Below are 19888 nucleotides of genomic sequence, written 5' to 3'. Positions count from 1 at the left end.
GGAAGAAAGCCAAGCCCACCGGTTGCTGGATATGTTTGCTGAACTCAGCGACATGGGTACCACCATGGTTGTGGCCACGCATAACGAGGCCCTGATACGCAGGCTGCAACGCCCTGCCCTCTATCTGGAACGTGGCAGACTGGTGCAGGATGAAGGGGCAGATATATGATTTTGCCCTTTTCTGGCCGCAAGGATGGCCTATCTGTTTCCGAAGCCCTACCAGACCGCAGCCTGTTTGCGCTTGTAGCCATGATGAGTTTTTTGGCAGCCTTAACTCTTGCTGGAGCAACAGGTGCGCGTGCGCTTTCTGCCCGCTGGGCCGGAGGTGCTGCCCAGCTTGTTACCGTGCAGGTGCCAGATCCAGATCAACCTCTTACCCCTACCAGCAAAAAAGAACCCGCAGGCCCCACCCGCGCAGAAGCCGTTTTGGCAGACCTCAACACCTTGCCCCCCGGCTCGGTGATGCACCGTCTGGATAAAGAGGAACTGGCACGGCTTTTAGAACCTTGGTTGGGTGAAGCGGATAATTCGGCCCTTCCTCTGCCAGCCATTATCCGCATTCGTCTGCCAGACAATGCGCAGCTCCCTAATGATCTGGAGCAAACCCTTACCGCGCATGTGCCCGGCACCATTGTTGAGCATAATGCAAGCTGGGGAGAACGTCTGAGGGCACTGGCAAACAGCCTTTTGGCCTGTGCTGGTTTGGCATTGCTAACCGTTGGTGGCATTGCCACGCTTGTAACCGGCCTTGCGACACGAGCAGGCCTTTCAACCCGGCGCGATATTATTAAAATCCTGCATGGGCTGGGTGCATCCGATGGCTATATTGCCGGTCGTTTTGCTTGGCGCACAGCTATGTTGGGGCTAGGTGGCAGCTTGGCAGGCACTGTTTTGGCTATGGTGCCTTTGCTGGTTCTGTTCAGAATGGCAGCACCTTTTGCCAATATCTCACTCCAGTCTGACACGCTGTTGCTGCCAGATTGGCACACTCTGCAAAGTGTTATTCCAACAGATATGCTGGTTGCCTTTGCTGCACTGCCATTTGTTGCGGCCTTTATCTGCTGGGTTACAACACAAAGCATGGTACGCCTATGGCTACGGCGGCTCCCTTAATCCCTCACCACAAACCATCCGGGCCACGCCCTTCTGGCCCGATCATGCTTTTTGTGCGGCTTTTACTTCGGCTGGCATTGCTGGCCTGTTTTGCATTTGCTGGTGGATTTGGCTGGTTTGTAAATGATGCCCTGCGCCCCCCAAGCTATTTGCCCCATGCAGATGGCATTGTTGCGCTTACAGGTGGCGCGGGCCGCATTGATACATCGCTTAATCTGCTAGCGCGTAATCAGGGTGAAAGACTGCTGATTTCCGGCGTGGACACCCAAACCACACTGGGCGCACTTTTACCCTCCACCGCACCTCCGGCTTTGGCAGAACGTATTACTCTTGGCTATCAGGCACGCTCCACCATTGGCAACGCAACGGAAACAGCCGTTTGGGTTGCTGATAACCATATTACTTCGCTCATTGTTGTTACAGCCAGTTACCACATGCGCCGCGCATTGCTGGAACTCAGCCGCACACTGCCTGATGTCACCCTGTACCCCTACCCTGTGTTGCCTCCAGCCATGGAACATCCTCTGCGTCGTTCATCTTTACGGCTTCTGGCTTTGGAGTATCTCAAATGGTTGGGCGCACTGGGGGGATTTACCTCTCCCAGCCTGAGCCGCACCCTCCATTCCTGAAAAATTTAACCCACTTTCAGGTTTTCTGCATGGTGGCGCAAATGGTCTGCTGCAAAACTTTGTACAAACCAATAGGAATGATCGTACCCCGCGTGCTGGCGTAGGTTCAATTTTTGCCCCACCTGTTCCGCCACCTGTTGCAAGTGCCACGGCTGAAGTTCGCGTTGCAGAAATTGGTCTGCCTTACCCTGATCAACCAGAATGGCATTGGGGTGTTTGTAGCCATCTTCCAACAAGCACACCGCATCATATGCCCGCCACATGGCCGGATCTGGCCCCAAATACGCGGTAAATACCTTTTTCCCCCATGGCACAGCCGCCGGATGCACAATAGGCGCAAAAGCAGATATGGATTTCCAGAAGGTCGGCGCACGCAAACCATGTATCAACGCACCATGCCCACCCATGGAATGGCCCATAATGCCACGCCGCGCACTATCCAACGGTAACGCCTGCTCCACAATTTCTGGCAGTTCCTGCGCGATGTAACTGCCCATACGGTAATGTTTGCACCAAGGCGCTTGCGTGGCATCCAGATAAAAACCAGCGCCGGTGCCTAAATCCCAGTCCTTATCTTCTTCCGGCACGCCTGCACCGCGTGGTGATGTATCCGGAGCCACCAATGCCAGCCCCAAATGCGCAGCCTCTGCCAGTGCAGTGGATTTGATCAGGAATGTTTCTTCCGTGCAGGTTAGTCCAGCCAGTGCATAGACAACCGGTACCTTCTGCCCCAGACATGCAGCGGGCGGCAAGAATACACCAAACCGGGCAGCAAGCCCCAGAGTATGGGAAAAGTGCTCATAAAACTGCACTTTACCACCGTGGCATTCATGCTCCTCACGCAGTTGCAAGCTGGTCGGTTGCGTATCCATTTCTGCCCTCCTGATCCTTCAAAAATCCGCACTCATGCTGAAAAATATGAAATAAATATCTGTATTGTTAAGAAACTCCTTTTTTCGTGCCATGTTGATATAGGTTCAGGCAAGAACGCTTTTGTGACACGCGAGGATTTGTGAATGATTGTTGACCAAAGGGTCGGGCTACGCATTATCGGAAAAGAAATTCTAGGTGTTATCCTGCTTATGGCAGGGTGGGATTTAATTGTAGTTGTGCTTTTTCAGGTGTTCCATCAGGAGTGGATGGAACAGCCCAGCCTGCCGGTTTCCCTTATTGGTTCTGCACTGGCGTTGTTCATGGGGTTCCGCAGCAACAGCGCCTATGCCCGCTGGTGGGAGGCCCGCACGTTATGGGGCGCTATTACCAATAACTGCCGCTCCTTTGGCCGACAGGCGGGCACATTGCTGGGAGACCGGCATGATCTGATGTACGCCATTGCCGCCTATCCCCACGCCCTGCGCATGGCATTGGGAAAGGAAGATGCCTCGGCCGATATCCAGCGCCTGCTTCCGCCTTATATGCAGGATGCGATTGTTCATTATCGCAACAAGCCCAATGCTATTTTGTATCAGATTGGGCTGGGCGTTACGGAAGAAGTTAATAAAAAGGGCATTGATGGCGCGGTGCATGGACAGATTGACCGCATTTTGTCCGACATTGCCAACGCGCAGGGTGGTTTGGAGCGTATCCGCAATACACCTTTGCCCATGCAGTTTTCAGCCTTGCCGCGCACATTGGTAAATATCTTTTGTATCGTGCTGCCCCTTTCCATGGTGCAGACGCTGGAATGGATTACGCCGCTGGGTTCATCACTGGTGGGCTGCCTGTTTCTGGTGCTGGATAAAAGTGCGAATGACCTGCAGGAACCTTTTTCTGGCACACCGCATGCGCTGCCCATGGCAACAATGGCACGAAATATTGAAATTGACGTCACCCAGCCTACCGGAGACCCAACAGCCCCACCACTTGGCGCTGTAAACGGCGTACAATACTGAATAGCAGAACCGCAGTTTTCTCTTTTACAAGACAACGCTGCGGTTTTATGCTATAAGCTATAGCTATGAACACGTTCAGAGCACCTCCTAAAGGCGGCGTGACAGACGCCATGGCACGCACCGCTGCAGCTGCTACGGCAGCCCAAGCAAAAACAAAAGTAAAGGATGAAGATCCTTTTGAGGAAGGCGATGCCATTGTCTATGCCGCCCATGGCGTGGGGCGGGTAGACCGGATAGGGGTTGATGAAATTGCCGGAACGAAGCTGGAAGTAATCCAGATTTCCTTCCCCGGCAACCAGATGACACTGCGCATCCCGCTCAGCAAGGCCCGTAAGGCTGGCCTGCGCAAAATTGTCTCGCGCGAGATTGTAGATAAAGCCATGGCCATTATCAAGGGTAAGCCGCATGTTAGCAAAGGCATGTGGGCCCGCCGCGCCGTGGCATATCAGGAAAAAATCAACTCGGGTGATTTGGTACAGATTGCCGAAGTGCTGCGTGATCTACGCCGCAACGTAGATAGCTTGGATGGCAGCTTTAGCGAACGCAAGCTGTTTGAAGCCGCGCAGGAACGTTTTGTGGCCGAAGTGGCCGTTTTGGAAAAGAAAGACCCGACTGAAGTTCTGGAATCCCTGACAGCAGTTATGAAAGCTGCCTGAACCTTTTACATTCCGTTACTTTAGACATTCAGGTTCATCGCCCGGCATGATACACTATCGTGTCGGGTTTTTTCTTGCCTACACATTGCCTGCCTCGTGTTATTCATTCATCTGTTTTAAACGATACCTAATGCCATCATGAATACTCCTGCTGCTTCTGCCCCTACCATGCCCGATCAACTGACGTTGCGGCGCGCACGTACAGAAATTATTGCGGGCCACTTCAACGCAATGCTTGCTGTTCTGGAACCATTGAGCACCAGCAATAATGATCTGGCCAAAACCCTGTATGCATATTGTCTTGCAGGCACTAACCAGCCGGAAGAAGCCGCAGAAATTCTATGCGATATTGCATCCCGCCATGCTGGCACGGAGCATCCGCTACAGGCACTGAGTGATCTGCTAGCGGAACTGGACAAACGCCCCTTAGCCGAAGCTGTATGCCGTGCTGCTCTGGAGCGCACGCCGCAGGATGCCCGTATTTATGATATTCTGGGCAATTTGCTGGTGCAATGCGGACAGTTTGATGAAGCTATCAGTCTGTTACGCCATGCTGTTGACCTACGGCCCAACAGCATGCACTCCCACAACCTGCTGGCCATGGCGCTTCTTGAACAAGGCCGTTTTGATGAAGCTTTGGCACACCTCCAAAATGTTTTGGAAACGCAGCCAGATCATGCAGGCACACTTTCAAACATCGGATGTATGCTGGCAGGCAAAGGGCTGCTGGATGAAGCGCTGGATTACTATCGGCGTGCCATTTCTCTGCGTCCTACAGAACCGCAAATCCGCCTGAACCACTCCATTACACTGCTTAAAGCAGGGCGTTATGCACAAGGTTGGGCAGAACATGAATGGCGCTTGCGCCTGCCCGGCCATACCAGCCTGCCGCCAAGCACTCTTATGCCTTCGCTTGGGCCGAATACGGATATCCGGGGTAAGCGTATCCTGATTACGCAGGAAGAAGGGCTTGGAGATACTTTAATGTATCTGCGTTACATCAAGCCACTTTCAGACCGGGGGGCCATCCCACATTTATGGGTACCAGAAACACTGGGCGAACTCTGTAATCGGGTTGTTGGCGCACAAATTGTGCAGGTAGGTGGCACTACCCCGCCGTTTGATTGGCATTGCCCGTTTATCAGCCTGCCCCGCGTTTTTTCTGCCACGCCAGATGCCATGGGTGCGCCCGTGCCCTATTTGCGGGCAGACACCATAAAAGTGCGCGAACTGGCAAAATTTCTGCCTGAAAATGATAACCTGAATGTGGGGCTGGTATGGGGCGGTGCACCACGGCCCAATACAATTTCAGCCCATATTGTAGACCGCAGGCGCTCCATAAACCTGCACACTCTCTCTCCATTGGGAGATGTGGAAGGCGTTAATCTCATCAGCTTGCAAAAAGGCCCTTATGCCGAGCAGATGAATGACCCACCGCCCAACATGGTATTGTATGACCCCACACATCTCCTCCACAATATGGATGATACAGCGGCCTTCATCATGTCTTTGGATGTTGTGGTCACGGTAGATACCTCTGTAGTGCATCTGGCTGGCGGATTAGGTAAGCCGGTTTTGCTGATGGATCGGTATGATAACTGCTGGCGCTGGCTGAGTGGGCGCACAGATAGCCCATGGTACCCTACGTTGCAGATTATTCGCCAGACCACCCCGCGAAAGTGGGATGATGTGGTGGAACGTGTTGCGCAGGTTTTAACCATTCTGGCACAGCACAAAAAATAATTTCTTTTATGCACAGCAAATAAAAAGGGCTGCCTGAAAATATATCAGGCAGCCCTTTTTAGCTTTTACTACAAATACAACCAGATCAACCAGATATTGCGTTGGCCTTTGCTGGAGCACTCTGCATTTTGGCAGGGCTACCGCCGCCAATCACTTCAAACACACCCAAAGCACGACGAACACGCCCATCAGGCAGCAGCGTAAACGGACCATTGACGCCAGAGAACCCTTCAGACCGCGTAAGTGCGCTGGCCGGATACCCAGAAGCACCACTCTGCGCCACGGTTTTGGCCACATTGGCAGCATCGTAAGACAAATCGGCCAGTGGCTTGGGCATATGGTGGTTAACCGCCATAAAACGCGTAATAAAAGCCTGACGAGACGTAGGATCTGGCGCGGCATACCATGCGCCTTTAATGGCCCCCAGCTTAGTGGCAAAAGCAGCCCACAGGCCCGGCCCCATAATACGCACGGATGGCAGGCTGATCTGGGTTTCGTTCAACGCCACAATCACGTTTCTCAGATTCAGGCCGGTATCACCCAGCAGTAGCGCATCAAAAGGTGGCGCTTCTAACTTGGGAGTCTCTGCCTTGGGCGTATCTGTTGGCGCTGCTGGTGCGCTACCATCTGTGCCCAATGCTGCCGCCAGATTAGAAGGCAGCTTGTCTGCCGTTTTGGCGGCATCTGCATCGGCTGTGGCGGCATCTGGCGTATAAGGCGCTGGCTCACTGCTGTTGCCTTTTGCAGCCTGCAAGCGTGTATCGTAATTGGAAATATCACGCAGGCTTTGCGAAATACTGGCCGCCGTGCCGGAGTGATACACAATTGTGGGCTCTGGCAAACCCTGATCATGGCAAGCAGACTGCAAGCCATTCCCCAGCGCATGGCCTAGCGGGTTGTTGGGCAAAAGCGCCGCAAACTTACGCCGCCCATCCTGGCGTGCCTGTTCTACCAGACGCTGCACCTGATCTTCTGGCGTGATACCCATAATCCACACACCAGAACGAGCCTGGGAAATATCACTGGTGAAAGCTAGAACCGGAATACCGGCAGACTGTGCGGCGGGTGCCGCAACTGCGGTATCACCACTGGTAAGCGGGCCAAGCAGCAGGCCATCCCCGGCACTTACAGCAGCAGTAGCCGCGCCAGATGCCCCACCGGCTGCGGCTGTATCATGCACATCTAACTGCAACCCTGTTGGGTCCGTGGGTGCTGTGTTGCCAACTGCAAGCTGCGCACCCGCCAGCAGTTCATGTCCCAGCCCGGCATTTGGGCCACTAAGAGGCAGCAGAACCCCAATTTTGTGGCTGGCTACAGGCTTAGAAACCCCACCACCAGCAGAGGGAGATTGGTCTGCACAGCCAGCCAAAGCCATGCCGGTTATGCCCAAAGCAGCCAGACCGGCCTTGCGCCATGTCTGTTTTCCCGCCAGACCTTGGCTGGAAAGTCCAGACAGGAGCGAACATGCACGCGTCATCATCAAGATCGTCCTCCACAAACAACCGGCCTGATGAACACCGCGACCGGACTTCCCCCCTCCATAGCGAAGGAAAGCCGCCAAGTCATGCGCCTTCTTGCCCCGGTCTTACGTTGGTTGCCACCCCCATTGGCAATCTGGGGGACTTCAGCCCGCGTGGTGCCGAAGCACTGGCCAGTGCAGACCTGATTCTGTGTGAAGATACGCGCACCACCGCCCGGCTACTAACAGAACGCAGTATTTCTGCCCGCACAGAAGCACTGCATGAACATAATGAGCGCCAGCGTATTCCCGGCCTGATTGCCCGCTTGCAAGATGGCGCCAACATTGCGCTGGTTTCTGATGCCGGCATGCCCCTGCTATCAGACCCCGGCTTCCGCCTTGTGCGCGCGGCCATAGAAGCCAATGTGCCCGTTACAGTCGTACCCGGCCCAAACGCGGCATTAACAGCACTTGTACTTTCTGGCCTGCCACCACATCCGTTTATGTTTATTGGCTTTCCGCCGCCGCGCTCATCAGCCCGCAAGGAAAGCTTTGCCAAGCTACATGCGGCGGAACGTGCGGGCCTGAGCGCAACCCTAATCTGGCACGAGGCCCCGCATAGGCTGGCTGAAACTTTGGCTGATATGGCGGAAATTTTTGGCCCCACACGCCCCTGTGCTGTAGCGCGGGAACTGACCAAAAAATTTGAGGAAGTGCGGCGTGATACTGTGGGTGACCTAGCCGCCTTTTACGCCACCACACCCCCGCGCGGAGAAATAACCGTGCTCCTTGGCCCGGCCGAGCCGGAGCAGACATCTGAAGATGATCTGGACACCACCTTGCGCAGCCTGTTGGAAACACATTCTGTTAAGGATGCCTCAGCACTGGCGGCAACAGCAGCGGGTTTGCCAAAGCGCACCGTTTATACGCGCGCTCTGGAGCTGGCTGCCGAAATTAAAGCTGCAAAAAGCTAAAACCTATACAGCACGAAACTGCGCTGCGGCTTCCCCCGCAGCGTGGCCGCTGGCCCATGCCCAGTGGAAGTTATAGCCGCCCAGCCAGCCCGTAACATCCACAGCCTCACCCACCATAAACAGCCCGGGTACAGCTTCTACCTGCATGGTGCGAGAAGACAGTGCGCGTGTATCCACCCCACCACGCGTCACCTCTGCTTTGGCAAAGCCTTCTGTGCCTGTGGGGTAAAGTTGCATGTTCTGCGCACGCTGCGCCAAGGCTTGAATATCTTTATCGGCCCATTCCGCCATAGGCCGCTCAGATGCCTTTTGCGCTGCCAAGGCTGCGGCCAAACGCTGCGGCAGCCATCTGGCCAAAGCTGCTGGTGCCTTAGCTTTGGAACCAGCTTTTTTTAGCCCCATCAGCAATGCCGCCAAATTCTGCCCCGGCAGCATATCCACCTTTACAGCCTGCCCCGCCTGCCAATAGGAAGAAATCTGCAACAAGGCTGGGCCAGAAAGCCCCCGATGCGTGAACAGCAAAGCTTCATCAAACGCTGTTTTGCCACACGTCACACGCACGGGCAGAGAAACACCAGCCAGCGTTTTCAACCACCCATCCTGCGGCTGATCAAACACCAGTGGTACAAGGGCCGGCTCTGGTTTGATAACGGGCACATCAAATTGCCGCGCCACATCATACGCAAAGCTGCTGGCCCCCAATTTGGGAATGGAAAGCCCACCCGTGGCCAAGATAACGGCTTTTGGCTGAAACTCACCGGCAGAGCTTTCTACCCGAAAGGCATCACCAGAGCGGCTGACGTGGCGAATGCGTGTATCTGTAAGAATACGCACGCCTGCTGCGCCACATTCTGCCAACAGCATGGAAACAATATCCCGCGCTGAATGATCGCAAAAAAGCTGGCCCAGCTTTTTCTCGTGCCATGCAATGGCATGTTTGGCCAACAGGGCCAGAAAATCTTCCGGCTTATAGCGGCTGAGCGCTGATTTTACAAAATGCCGGTTGGCAGACAAAAACCGGTCTGCCCGTATTTCTGTATTGGTGAAATTACAGCGCCCACCACCGGAAATAAGGATTTTACGCCCCACTTCCGGCCCGTGTTCCACCACAACAACGCTGCACCCATGCTGGCCTGCCGTTATGGCAGCCATAAGCCCTGCGGCACCGCCGCCAATAACCAGCACATCTGGCGCGTGCCACGCCGTTTGGTGTTTCAAAAGATCAGAAATCCAGATTGGTGTAATATTCAGGCGGCGTTATGCCAGAAACCCGATCAGCCAGAAGCGGACGGAAACAGGGGCGAGACTTCATGCGTGCGTACCAGTCCCGCACAGCTGGCACCTTGCTCCAATCAATATCGCCAATAAAATCCAGGCAGGACAGATGCCCAGCGGCCGTAAAATCTGCCAGAGACAGAAAATTACCAGCAAGCCAGTTCCGGTTTTCTGCCAGATCATTCACGTATTTCATAAGCGGGCGCATGGCGGCATAGGCCTCACGCAGCGCGGTGCCATCTGGGTTGCCGCGGCCGCTTAGGCGCTTCATCACCCGCTCATCAATAAACCGGCCAGAAACTTCGCGCGCAAACAGCGTATCAAACCACGCCATTACGCGGCGCACTTCCACACGTTCTGCCAGCGTGCGCCCCAGCAGCGGCGTATCGGAATATGCTTCTTCCAGATATTCGCAGATCACATACGAATCCGGCACAATCAGCCCATTATCTTCCACCAGAACCGGCACATCACCTGCTGGGTTCATGGCCAAAAATTCGGGCCGGTGTTCCCATGCCCGTTCAATAATGGCCTCAAACGGCAGGCGCTTTTCCGCCAGTACAAGCCGAACATTACGGCTGGCAGGAGAGAGGGGAAAATGAAAGAGGGTACGCATACCCGATGATTTATGCCATTGCCTGCCCCAACGCCAGAGGGAAAACAGCATGAAAGCACATCAAATTCCCACCATCCCCTTGCCTTCATGCATCCAATGCGTAACAGACACTTCCCAACTGCACTGTAACGCCATTATCCTGTGCATCTGTTATTCCTGATCTTTATTTCGAGAGCGGCTGTTCTTGTCCGGCACACATCCCCCACTCCCTCGTATCCGTATGTCCGGGCGCTCTTTTCTGGCGCTCACCCTCACGCCGGAAGCCCCACTGGAAGATTGGCTGGTGGCGCTGGATCATCAGATCACGCGGTCTGTTGGCTTTTTTGCTGGCAAACCTGTTATTCTTGATCTGAGCATGATGCAGGCCGATACACCCAACCTTGCCTTTTTGCTGCCTGCACTCAAAGAACGTGGCATACGTGTGCTGGGCATAGAAAACGGTGATCGCTCATGGCCTGCCGTAGCAGATTGGGAATGGCCTGAAAGCCCGGTGGGGGGTCGCTCTTCGGGCCCAATTACCGCACCAGAAGAAGAACCCGAAGGCCCACCCCCCCCCACAACCCTGCTGATAGAAGACCCCGTACGCTCCGGCCAGCATATTGTCTGGCCAGATGGCGATGTGGTTATTCTGGGGGCTGTGGCCTCTGGGGCGGAAGTTTCTGCCGGGGGGTCTATCCATATTTATGGCGCCTTACGCGGGCGGGCCATTGCAGGTATTGGCGGGCACGGCAATGCCCGGATTTACACCCGCAATCTGGCCGCCGAACTTGTGGCCATAGATGGATTCTATGCCACGGCGGAAGAAATGGACCCCGCCTGCACAGAAAAGCCCGCACAGGTTCTGCTTTCGGGGGAGGCACTTTTGTTCCGTCCGCTGCCGTAAGAAAATAAATAAAAAGAAAACTAAGACTAAATAGATATTGGCAGTTTTCTTTTTAGGTGCAGCTTGTCATGTTATCGCCATACAAGGTCATCATGGCTTCATCCGTATGACCCCGCAGAGATATAAAAAGGAATACTGATGGCAAAGGTTCTGGTCGTCACGTCAGGCAAGGGTGGTGTGGGTAAAACCACAACCTCCGCAGCCTTGGGAGCCGCACTGGCCAAAACCGGCCAGAAAGTCGTGCTGGTAGATTTTGACGTCGGGCTGCGTAATCTTGATCTGGTTATGGGGGCGGAACGCCGCGTGGTGTTTGACCTGATTAACGTTATTCAGGGTGACGCCAATCTGGCGCAGGCGCTTATCAAGGATAAGCGGATTGATACCCTCTCCCTTCTACCAGCCTCCCAGACGCGGGATAAAGATGCCCTGACCACAGAGGGCGTTGCCAAGGTTATTGAAGAACTTCGTAAAAAGTTTGACTGGGTCATCTGTGATAGCCCCGCCGGTATTGAGCGTGGCGCACAAATGGCCATGCACCATGCTGATATGGCTGTTATTGTCACCAACCCGGAAGTTTCCTCTGTGCGAGACAGTGACCGCATGATCGGGATGCTGGATAGCACAACGGAAAAGGCCAAAAGCGGCAAGAAAATTGATAAGCACCTGCTGCTGACACGTTATGACCCGCAGCGCGCCGCACGCGGTGACATGCTGGCTACGGATGATGTGCTTGAAATTCTTTCCATTCCACTGCTTGGCATTATTCCAGAAAGCCCGGATGTTCTGAAAGCATCCAACGTGGGCGCCCCTGTTACGATTGCCGAACCGGAAAGCGCTCCAGCCCGCGCCTATGCAGAAGCAGCGCGCCGCCTGTTGGGTGAAAAAGTGGAAGTTACCATTCCAACTGAACGCAAAGGCCTGTTTGACTGGCTGTTCAAACGGAGAGTCTCATGACCTTCCTCTCCAACCTCTTTAAACGCCGCTCCTCCGCCCCCGTTGCGCGGGATCGGTTGCAGATTTTGCTGGCGCATGAACGCATCAGTGTAGGTGACGGCAAGGATGACCTGCTGGCTCAGCTACACCGCGAGATCATGGAAGTTATTAAACGGCACGTTGCGGTTGATCAGGACAAGGTTCAGATCAAGCTGGATCGTGGCGCGCATTGTTCCATGCTGGAAATTGATGTGGAAGTTCCGGGCCTGTCAGACAAAGACAAAGCGGATAACAAAGCCAAAACTGCGGCATCTGGCAAACCTCCGGCTGGTGGCAAAACCAAACCAGCCTAAACCTGCCTGACTGCGGGGCTTTACGCCGCACACAGATACACAAGCCTGCCTGACCCTTGCCGGTCTGGCAGGCTTGTGTATTTTTACTTCAAATTCAAACTGTTACTGGCTGTTCTTCTGGCAACAAAGGTTCCAGCCATTCTCTGGCTTGCAGAAAATCACGCTGCAATGCATCTGTTGCGGCCTCAACATCGCGCTTTTCAAACGCGGCCAGAATTTGCAGATGCGGATGGTTTGGGTCTGCTGGGCTCATTGTAGGCAAGCTGTTAGCTGCTGCATAAATTGGCCCCATACGTGCCCACAGCCCGCGAATAATCCCTACGGTAAACAGCAAGCGGGAAAAACCTGCTGCCGTGCTATGGAAAATAGCATTGGCCACAGCGGTCTTATGCGGGTCTGCGTTTTCATATGCCACAATAAAGTCCCGATGCTTTTCGCGCAGCACCGCAATCTGTTCTTGGGTAATGTGCGTAACCAGATCTCGGGTAAGACGGCCCTCCAGATCTCCCCGCACACCATGAATTTCTAAAAACAGTGCGCGCGTGGTGGTCGGCACACGGGCTGTATTGCGTTCATCCAGTTCCAGCGCCTGTTCTGAAACCAAGCGCAACAGCGCCTCGCGCACTGGAGTTGGGCTTAACTCCAATGAAGCCGCAAGCGGGCGCAAAACCAAGCGCTCACCACCTTGATAATGACAGTAAATCAGCCTGTCGCGTATCTGCTGGTAAGCATAGGCTGCAAGGGCACCTCGTGCTTCGCCCCGCCCTTCGGGTCGCAGGTTTTTCCACGCCTGTGGTGTTTGTATGATTGTCATTATGCGTGTGTCATCTGCCTGTTAAGAAACTGCCGATACGGGCCATCCTGCTGTTCAAGCTGCGCAGGAGAACCATCCTCGATAATCCTGCCTTCCTGCATCACAACGATTCTGTCAAAGTTTTGTAAGGTGGAAAGCCGGTGCGCTACAGCAATAACCGTGCGCCCAACCATCAGCCTGTCTAGTGCTTGCTGTACGTGTTGTTCGCTTTCTGTGTCCAGCGCGCTTGTGGCTTCATCTAAAATAAGAATAGGGGCATTGCGTAAAAAGGCGCGTGCAATGGCAATACGCTGGCGCTGCCCGCCAGACAGTTTTACGCCCCTATCTCCTACAATGGTAGCAAACCCTTCAGACAATTCGTCGATAAATGCGGCACACCCGGCAGCGGCTGCTGCGGCACGCACTTCTGCATCTGTGGCATCTGGCCTGCCGTAGCGAATATTTTCCATAACAGAGCGATGCAACAAGGAGACATCCTGCGGCACAATGGAAAGGCAGGCCCGCAGTGCATCTTCTGTAAGATCGCGAATATCCTGCCCGTCTATCAACACACTACCAGACTGCACAAAGCGCATGCGCTGCAACAGGGCCAGCACCGTGCTTTTGCCTGAGCCCGAACGCCCCACCAACCCTACGCGGGTGCCTGCCTGAATATGCAGATTGAAGTGGTCCAGCACTGCGGCGCCACCAGGATACGCAAACACCACATCCTGAAACTGCACATCGCCCAACACTGGGCCTTTCATCGGCACGGCATTTTCAGCATCTGGCATATCATGCGGCACAAGTAGCGAGGAAAGCACTTCGGACAACCGTGCGTTATGCTGGATGGTTTCCACCATAGACAAAGCCAGATCCCGCGTGCCGTGCAGAATGGCAAAGCCCAACGTAATAATCATGACCACCTGCCCAACGGTTGCCTGCTGCCATTGCCACAGCAACACGGCCCAAATGAGCAAACCCGTAGTGAGCACCGCAGTCAGCAACGCATGGATCATGCGCAGCTTTTCCATGTAACGCAGAGACTTCAGGCGTTCGCCCATTTCCCGTTGCGTGAGGGCATTAAAACGCTCGCGCTCACGGTTGCGCATGCCAAAGGCCCGCACCAGTGCAATATTGCCCATAACATCCAGCGTTTCACCTTCCAGCCCGGCGGCTGCGGCTGCGTAATCTCCGTGCAGAGTGCGGCCCCTTACGGCCAGACGGAACATCAGCAAACATAGCCCAATGGCCAGCACTACTGTCACGCTGCCCATAATGGTGCTGACAGACAACATCAGCACAACAGAAAGCAGAACATTTAGACTAGGGGGCAATACGCTCCATGCCAGCAAGTTTTCTATGGTGAAACTCACATTGCCAGCGGTAGCGATACGTGCAGCAAGCGATGTGGGCATACGGTCTGCAAAATAGGCGGGAGAATGGCCTGTTAGAAAACGGAACAGATCCTGCCGGATATCCCCCGTAACCGCTACAAAAGTGCGGGCAGCAAACCACCCGGCAATACGCCACGAGATATTGTCTGCCACAATCAGGCCAATCAGCACCCCAACGGCAGACCATACGGCCATAACATCCCCTGTAGGGGATGTGCCTGTCATGAGATCCACCAGGCGGCGGATACCGTTAGATGAAAGCACAATGCAGCCAATAGCCAATCCAACAGAGCCAAATACCAACGCATGCCCCACAGGCCTATGCCGCATGTAACGCACTAAAAACGCCACGGGCCGCCCGGCATAATGTGGCAGTTCCTCATCCGGCACCGTTATAATGGGCTCAGCAGAAAAAGCTTGCTGCTGAGCGCTGTGTGGCCAAGCCTGACTGTGTTTTTCTTTTTCCGCCGACACTGTGTTTGCTTTCGTTACTGATTTGGCAGAACCACTTGCCCTGCCCAGCTAAGTTTAAATTCAAGACACCAAAATGTGCTGTGCGGCGCGAACACGGCGGCATAATGGCAAATTATGATGCAAAGTACTGCAATTACGGGGAAATTTTCGCACCCTTTTACGTCGCCAATCAAAAACACCCTCAAGAAATGACGTAAATTATTGTTATAACAATAAAAATTCCGTGATGAGTGGAACTTTTGCAAGCACACTTTTCTTCACTTTTTGTGCTGTATATATAGCATTTTATCGTCAAAACTGCTTACGTCATTTTTAATTCATACTGTTTTTCATTCTGCTTCGAACGCAAAAAATAATCGTCTATTTCCTTGATATTAAAGAATTATATTTATCCCATTCCATTATGGAACCAATACGTTTTGCTGTTTACGCAGCAGTGTAGAATGGGGATTTTCCTACCAATGCGTTCGGTTTTGCTGCATCGTTGCCCTCTTGGCTCACAAAGCTGCTGCCTTTTTACGCCGTATTGACGGCAGGAAATCTGATCCACAGTAAGAGAGAGCAGGTTTTTAGGGGAGCACGGTTTTATGGCATCGGGAAAAAAGGCGCTGGTTGCCACGGTTATGGCCGCATCGGTTGCTGGTTCGCCTGCCATGCTGCCCAAAGCTGCTCTGGCTGATGATTATAGCGATCTGCTGGATGTGCTGCGCGCCAAAGGCAGCCTAACCAAGCATGAATACGATACGCTGCTCGCCAAACACGTGCGCCACGCCGCTCCAGCACAAACCGAGCGTGCATCTTCAGGCGGCAGAGGTGGTTCAGGCTCTGGCCGCACGGCAGCGGCTTCGGGCACACGGCACCGCATGGTGGCCCATGCCGGGCATGGGGCTGGCGGTGATGAATACGAACCCGGCATCAAGTTTGACCCCGGTGCAGAAGATTCCGGCATGCGGGCCGAAAGTGCCGCAGAACGCGCAGAAGCCAGCGCCCGTTCTGCCGAAGAAGCTGCCAAATCCCTTAAAGGCGACGATGTGGTGCGGGTGGCAAAATACGTGCCCGGCAAAGGGCTTACCTTTATGGCAGGCCCCATCAACATCAACCTTTCTGGCTTTGTGAACGGCTTTTACACCTACAACAGCCCCGCTGGCGGGCAAGCCGTGGCTGGGGGTGTTTCCACCGGTTCCAGCGGGTTTGATTCTTCTGCTGTGCGTAACGGTCTGCTCCCTGCTGGCTTTGTGCTCAAGCTTAGCACCGTGCAGCGCGGTATGGATATTTCTGCCGTTCTGGGCATGTATCCGGGTATTGATAACGCCAAAAACGGGGCCTTTAACGCCAACACAGGCGGCAGCCCCGTTGGGCTTGGCACTGCTGGTATCGATCTGCGTCAGGTTTACGTTACGTTTGGCAACAAGAATATCGGCACATTCAAGGTCGGGCGTGATCTGGCGCTGTTTGGCTCCGACGCTATTCTGAACGATGCCACGCTGCTCAGCGTCGGTGCTTCCGGCAACAACGCAGCTCCGGGCAACACATCTCTGGGCCGCATTGGTGTGGGTTATGTGTACGCAGACTGGATTCCGCAGATTTCCTACGCCTCACCCACCATTCACGGTTTTCAAGGCACTGTCGGTATCTTCCAGCCGCTGGATGAATTTAATTTTGCCGGGGGCGATCTGTCTGCCTCATCCGAGCATCATTCCTCCCCCATGGTGCAGGGCAAGGTTACGTATGATTTCAAGGTTGGCGAGGTGCAGACACGCATCTGGGCCAGCTTCCTTATTCAGCATCAGCAGGGCCTGCAAAGCACTTTGCTGAATACAGACAGCCGCAAGGGCGCAATGGCAGAAGCGGGCGATATTGGCACCAAAGTTACCTATGGTCCGCTTGAAGGTGTCGCCTACTACTATCGCGGCAGCGGCTTGGGTACCACCGGGCTGTTCTTTGATGGCGTGGGGCAAAATGGCCGCAAACGTGCATCCGAAGGGTATTACGTGCAGGGGGCCTACCACGTTACCAAAAGGCTCAAGCTGGTGGGCAGTTACGGCGTAAGCAACCTGTATCAGGCTCCGGGAGAAAACAGCCCTACTCTTGTGCGGCGCAACCAGTCTGAAGTTGGGGCTGTTTTTTACAAGCTGACAGATTGGCTGAATCTGGTGGGTGAATACACACATACATCGTCTGCCGCCCACGGCCCTTACAAGGAAAGCGACAACACGGCTGCTGGTGGTGTGATTCTTCTATTCTAGAAATTCCGCGAAAAGCGAAAAAAGAAATTGCGGAATTTTGAGAGTTTGCGCCAATAAAACTGTCAGTTTTCAAGAAAAACCACACCGGAGCAACATGCTTGCACCTGCTTTATGCATGATAAGGCTGTTGCCTCCCGCACAGGTGAAGTAGATAACAGACGTATGACCGTCCGTTCACTTCAGTCTTGGCTGAAATCGCGTTTCCTCACGCTGGACAGGTATGTGTTCCACCAGCTTCTGGTGGCACTGCTGGCAACCACCGGGGGGTTGGCCGCGCTCATCTGGCTTATGCAGTCTTTGCGCTTTGTCTCTCTGGTGGTGGACAGAGGGCTTTCCCTGCGTGTGTTTATTGAACTCACAAGCCTGCTCATCCCTTCCTTTGTGGCGGTGGTGCTGCCCATTACCACTTTTGTGGTCAGCCTGTTTGTGTATCAACGGCTGGCGGGAGACCGCGAACTTACGGTTATGCAGGCGGCGGGGCTTTCACAGTTTGCGCTGGCAAAGGCCGGGCTGGGCTGTGCGCTTATGGCCACCATAATGGGCTTTTTGCTGAACCTGTGGATTGTGCCCACATCCTACCACGCCTTCCGGCAATACGAATTTGATATCCGCAACAAGATGGCGGCCTTCATGCTGCAAGAGGGCGTGTTCACCAAGGTTTCGGATGCCATGACGGTCTATATCCGTTCGCGCAGCCACGATGGCACGCTGCACGGCATTATGGTGGAGGATGATCGGCAACCGGGGAATCAGGCCACAATTCTGGCCAATCATGGGTCCATGATGATCGTGAATGATACCCCCCGCGTGATCCTGTACGATGGTTCCAGACAGGTGATCGACCATAAGACAGGTCGCCTGAACATGCTGGTTTTCAAGCAGGATTCCATGGATTTGTCTTCCGCACATCAGGAAGATGCCCGCTTTCGGGATGCTGCTGAAATGTCTTTGGGGGAACTGCTGCACCCAGATCCACAACAGGTTTCTGTGCGCGATACAGGCAAGTTCAAGGTAGAAGGCTGGCGCCGCCTTACATCCCCTCTTACCTGCTTTTCCTTTGCCATGGTGGGGCTGGTTGCCGTGCTGCGTGGAGCTTTTTCGCGCTACGGCAATATCAAGCGGCCCCTTGCTGCGGTGCTGACTGTTGTGGGGCTGTTGGCCATTAACCTGTTGCTGCAAAACCTGGCCAGCCGAAACATGGCCCTTATCCCGCTTATTCCGCTTGTGGCATTACTGCCGGGGCTGATATGCGCAGGCATACTATTCATTCCGGAAATGCTGGCAGACCGCGCCTCTGCCCGCCTGACACAGAACTGAAGGGGCTTCCGGCCTGATGATTGTTGCCGTTACCCTCTCCCGCTATATTGCGCGGCAGTTTGTGTTTTCCGTTGTGGCGATGATTGCCTCCCTAACCGGCATTGTCTGCCTGTTTGATTTTATTGACCTGTTGCGCCGTGTCGCCACCAAGCCAGATGTTTCCACCAATGTGGTAACAGAAATTGCAGCGCTTCATGTGCCTTATTTTGCCACGGAAATCCTACCTTTTGGCATGCTGCTGGGCGGGATTGTCTGCTTCTGGCGGCTTACGCGTTCTTCCGAACTGATTGTGGCGCGCGCTGCTGGTATTTCCGCATGGCAGTTTCTTACCGCTCCGGTAGCCTGCGCCATGCTGATTGGTGCTCTTTTCACCACCCTGATTTCTCCGGTGTCTTCATCCATGTATCGCCGGGCGGAAGAGCTGGATCAGCAATACCTGCGTACTGGTGGTGGGCCGCTCAGCCTGTCCAGCGGGTCTTTATGGCTACGGCAATCAGATAGTCAGTACGATCCGCACGGCGTTGCCATGCTACATGCGCGTGGCGTGCAGCTTAAGGATGGCTTGCTCCGTATCCGTAATGTGAGCGTGTTCCGTCTTGATCATCAGGACAAGCTGATGATGCGAATCGAAGCTCCCGAAGGCTATCTGGGAACATTGAAATGGATTTTAAGTGATGCCTCTGTGGTGCGGCCCAATGATTTGTTGCACCACGTTGGCCAGATTGATCTGCCTACAGATTTAACGGTTAACCGCGTGCAGGAAAGTTTTTCTTCCCCCGAAACGCTTTCTGTCTGGGCGCTGCCGGGCTTTATTTCCTTGCTTGATCGCTCAGGTTTCTCATCTATTCGCCATCGTATTCATTTTCAGTCCCTGCTGGCATTGCCCATGCTAGCGGGCACGATGGCACTGGTTGCGGCGGGGTTTTCCATGCGTCCATCTCGGCGCGGGGGCGTTGCCCGCATGATCGGGTCTGGCGTTGCGGCGGGTTTTCTGCTTTTCACCGTATCCAAGGTTGCAGAGCAGTTCGGGAATTCGGGGGCACTTCCGCCGATGCTAGCTGCATGGGCCCCTACGCTGGCCGGGTTATGTCTGGCTGTTTCGTTACTGCTTCATTTGGAGGATGGCTGATTGACC

Annotated in this window: 18 protein-coding genes and 1 pseudogene; 13 read left to right on the top strand and 6 right to left on the bottom strand. The window is 54.3% G+C overall.

From position 1 onward, the window contains the following. The 3 genes and pseudogenes from FKW19_RS05755 to FKW19_RS05745 all read left to right on the top strand — a co-directional run. Positions 1-169, top strand: a pseudogene (locus FKW19_RS05755) (cell division ATP-binding protein FtsE); the annotation flags it as partial. Continuing rightward, positions 166-1113, top strand: coding sequence for an ABC transporter permease (locus tag FKW19_RS05750; protein ID WP_035351539.1), 948 nt, complete (start codon positions 166-168; stop codon positions 1111-1113). The pseudogene FKW19_RS05755 and the gene FKW19_RS05750, both read left to right, overlap by 4 nt. 44 nt (positions 1114-1157) lie before the next feature. Beyond that, positions 1158-1742: a YdcF family protein gene (locus tag FKW19_RS05745; RefSeq protein ID WP_089179903.1), complete on the top strand. Its 585-nt coding sequence runs from the start codon at positions 1158-1160 to the stop codon at positions 1740-1742. 5 nt (positions 1743-1747) lie between these two features. On the opposite strand, the gene fghA is transcribed toward FKW19_RS05745, so the two are convergent. Then, positions 1748-2614, bottom strand: coding sequence for an S-formylglutathione hydrolase (gene fghA / locus FKW19_RS05740; protein ID WP_089178865.1), 867 nt, complete (start codon positions 2612-2614; stop codon positions 1748-1750). Positions 2615-2758: 144 nt separating this feature from the next. Here fghA and FKW19_RS05735 point away from each other — a divergent pair, with 144 nt between their 5' ends. From FKW19_RS05735 to FKW19_RS05725, 3 genes are all read left to right on the top strand, one after another. Then, positions 2759-3634 (top strand): bestrophin family protein, encoded by an 876-nt coding sequence (locus FKW19_RS05735; RefSeq protein ID WP_006115982.1) that lies wholly within the window; start codon positions 2759-2761, stop codon positions 3632-3634. A gap of 65 nt (positions 3635-3699) precedes the next feature. Continuing rightward, positions 3700-4290 carry a CarD family transcriptional regulator gene (locus FKW19_RS05730; RefSeq protein ID WP_006115983.1) on the top strand — a complete coding sequence of 197 codons (591 nt, stop codon included), beginning with the start codon at positions 3700-3702 and terminating at the stop codon, positions 4288-4290. A 138-nt stretch (positions 4291-4428) separates the two neighbouring features. Next, positions 4429-6033, top strand: a complete 1605-nt coding sequence (locus FKW19_RS05725; protein WP_089178864.1) for a tetratricopeptide repeat protein — start codon at positions 4429-4431, stop codon at positions 6031-6033. A gap of 85 nt (positions 6034-6118) precedes the next feature. Here FKW19_RS05725 and FKW19_RS05720 read toward each other — a convergent pair whose 3' ends face one another. After that, positions 6119-7510 carry a penicillin-binding protein activator gene (locus FKW19_RS05720; RefSeq protein ID WP_089178863.1) on the bottom strand — a complete coding sequence of 464 codons (1392 nt, stop codon included), beginning with the start codon at positions 7508-7510 and terminating at the stop codon, positions 6119-6121. Here FKW19_RS05720 and rsmI point away from each other — a divergent pair. After that, entirely contained in the window at positions 7498-8466 is a 969-nt protein-coding gene (rsmI, locus tag FKW19_RS05715; RefSeq protein ID WP_089178862.1) for a 16S rRNA (cytidine(1402)-2'-O)-methyltransferase, read from the top strand. The genes FKW19_RS05720 and rsmI overlap by 13 nt on opposite strands. Positions 8467-8469: 3 nt before the next feature. Here rsmI and FKW19_RS05710 read toward each other — a convergent pair whose 3' ends face one another. Further along, positions 8470-9684, bottom strand: a complete 1215-nt coding sequence (locus FKW19_RS05710) for an NAD(P)/FAD-dependent oxidoreductase (protein ID WP_089178861.1) — start codon at positions 9682-9684, stop codon at positions 8470-8472. Positions 9685-9688: 4 nt separating this feature from the next. Continuing rightward, entirely contained in the window at positions 9689-10408 is a 720-nt protein-coding gene (locus FKW19_RS05705) for a glutathione S-transferase family protein (RefSeq protein WP_193561066.1), read from the bottom strand. A 133-nt stretch (positions 10409-10541) separates the two neighbouring features. Here FKW19_RS05705 and minC point away from each other — a divergent pair, with 133 nt between their 5' ends. The 3 genes from minC (at position 10542) to minE (ending at position 12526) form a co-directional block, all read left to right on the top strand. After that, entirely contained in the window at positions 10542-11240 is a 699-nt protein-coding gene (gene minC / locus FKW19_RS05700; RefSeq protein ID WP_006115988.1) for a septum site-determining protein MinC, read from the top strand. Between the two features lie 138 nt (positions 11241-11378). Beyond that, positions 11379-12194, top strand: a complete 816-nt coding sequence (minD, locus tag FKW19_RS05695; protein WP_006115989.1) for a septum site-determining protein MinD — start codon at positions 11379-11381, stop codon at positions 12192-12194. After that, positions 12191-12526: a cell division topological specificity factor MinE gene (gene minE / locus FKW19_RS05690; RefSeq protein WP_089178859.1), complete on the top strand. Its 336-nt coding sequence runs from the start codon at positions 12191-12193 to the stop codon at positions 12524-12526. The genes minD and minE overlap by 4 nt, the downstream gene beginning before the upstream one ends. A 94-nt stretch (positions 12527-12620) precedes the next feature. Here the strand turns inward: minE and FKW19_RS05685 are convergent, their stop codons facing one another. Beyond that, positions 12621-13340 (bottom strand): GntR family transcriptional regulator, encoded by a 720-nt coding sequence (locus tag FKW19_RS05685; RefSeq protein WP_006115991.1) that lies wholly within the window; start codon positions 13338-13340, stop codon positions 12621-12623. Continuing rightward, positions 13340-15190 (bottom strand): ABC transporter ATP-binding protein, encoded by a 1851-nt coding sequence (locus tag FKW19_RS05680; RefSeq protein WP_089178858.1) that lies wholly within the window; start codon positions 15188-15190, stop codon positions 13340-13342. The genes FKW19_RS05685 and FKW19_RS05680 overlap by 1 nt, the downstream gene beginning before the upstream one ends. A gap of 587 nt (positions 15191-15777) precedes the next feature. Here FKW19_RS05680 and FKW19_RS05675 point away from each other — a divergent pair. The 3 genes from FKW19_RS05675 to lptG all read left to right on the top strand — a co-directional run bounded on the left by FKW19_RS05675 (position 15778) and on the right by lptG (position 19882). Beyond that, positions 15778-17436, top strand: coding sequence for a hypothetical protein (locus FKW19_RS05675; protein WP_063353887.1), 1659 nt, complete (start codon positions 15778-15780; stop codon positions 17434-17436). A gap of 111 nt (positions 17437-17547) precedes the next feature. Then, positions 17548-18753: an LPS export ABC transporter permease LptF gene (gene lptF, locus FKW19_RS05670; RefSeq protein WP_006115994.1), complete on the top strand. Its 1206-nt coding sequence runs from the start codon at positions 17548-17550 to the stop codon at positions 18751-18753. Positions 18754-18769: 16 nt separating this feature from the next. After that, on the top strand, positions 18770-19882 hold the full coding sequence (gene lptG, locus FKW19_RS05665; RefSeq protein WP_006115995.1) for an LPS export ABC transporter permease LptG: 1113 nt from the start codon (positions 18770-18772) through the stop codon (positions 19880-19882). Positions 19883-19888 lie beyond the last annotated feature (6 nt).

The sequence above is a fragment of the Acetobacter sp. DmW_125128 genome (assembly GCF_008704325.1).
Taxonomy (GTDB): domain Bacteria; phylum Pseudomonadota; class Alphaproteobacteria; order Acetobacterales; family Acetobacteraceae; genus Acetobacter; species Acetobacter oryzifermentans.
This window is presented reverse-complemented; position numbering and strand designations above follow the sequence as displayed.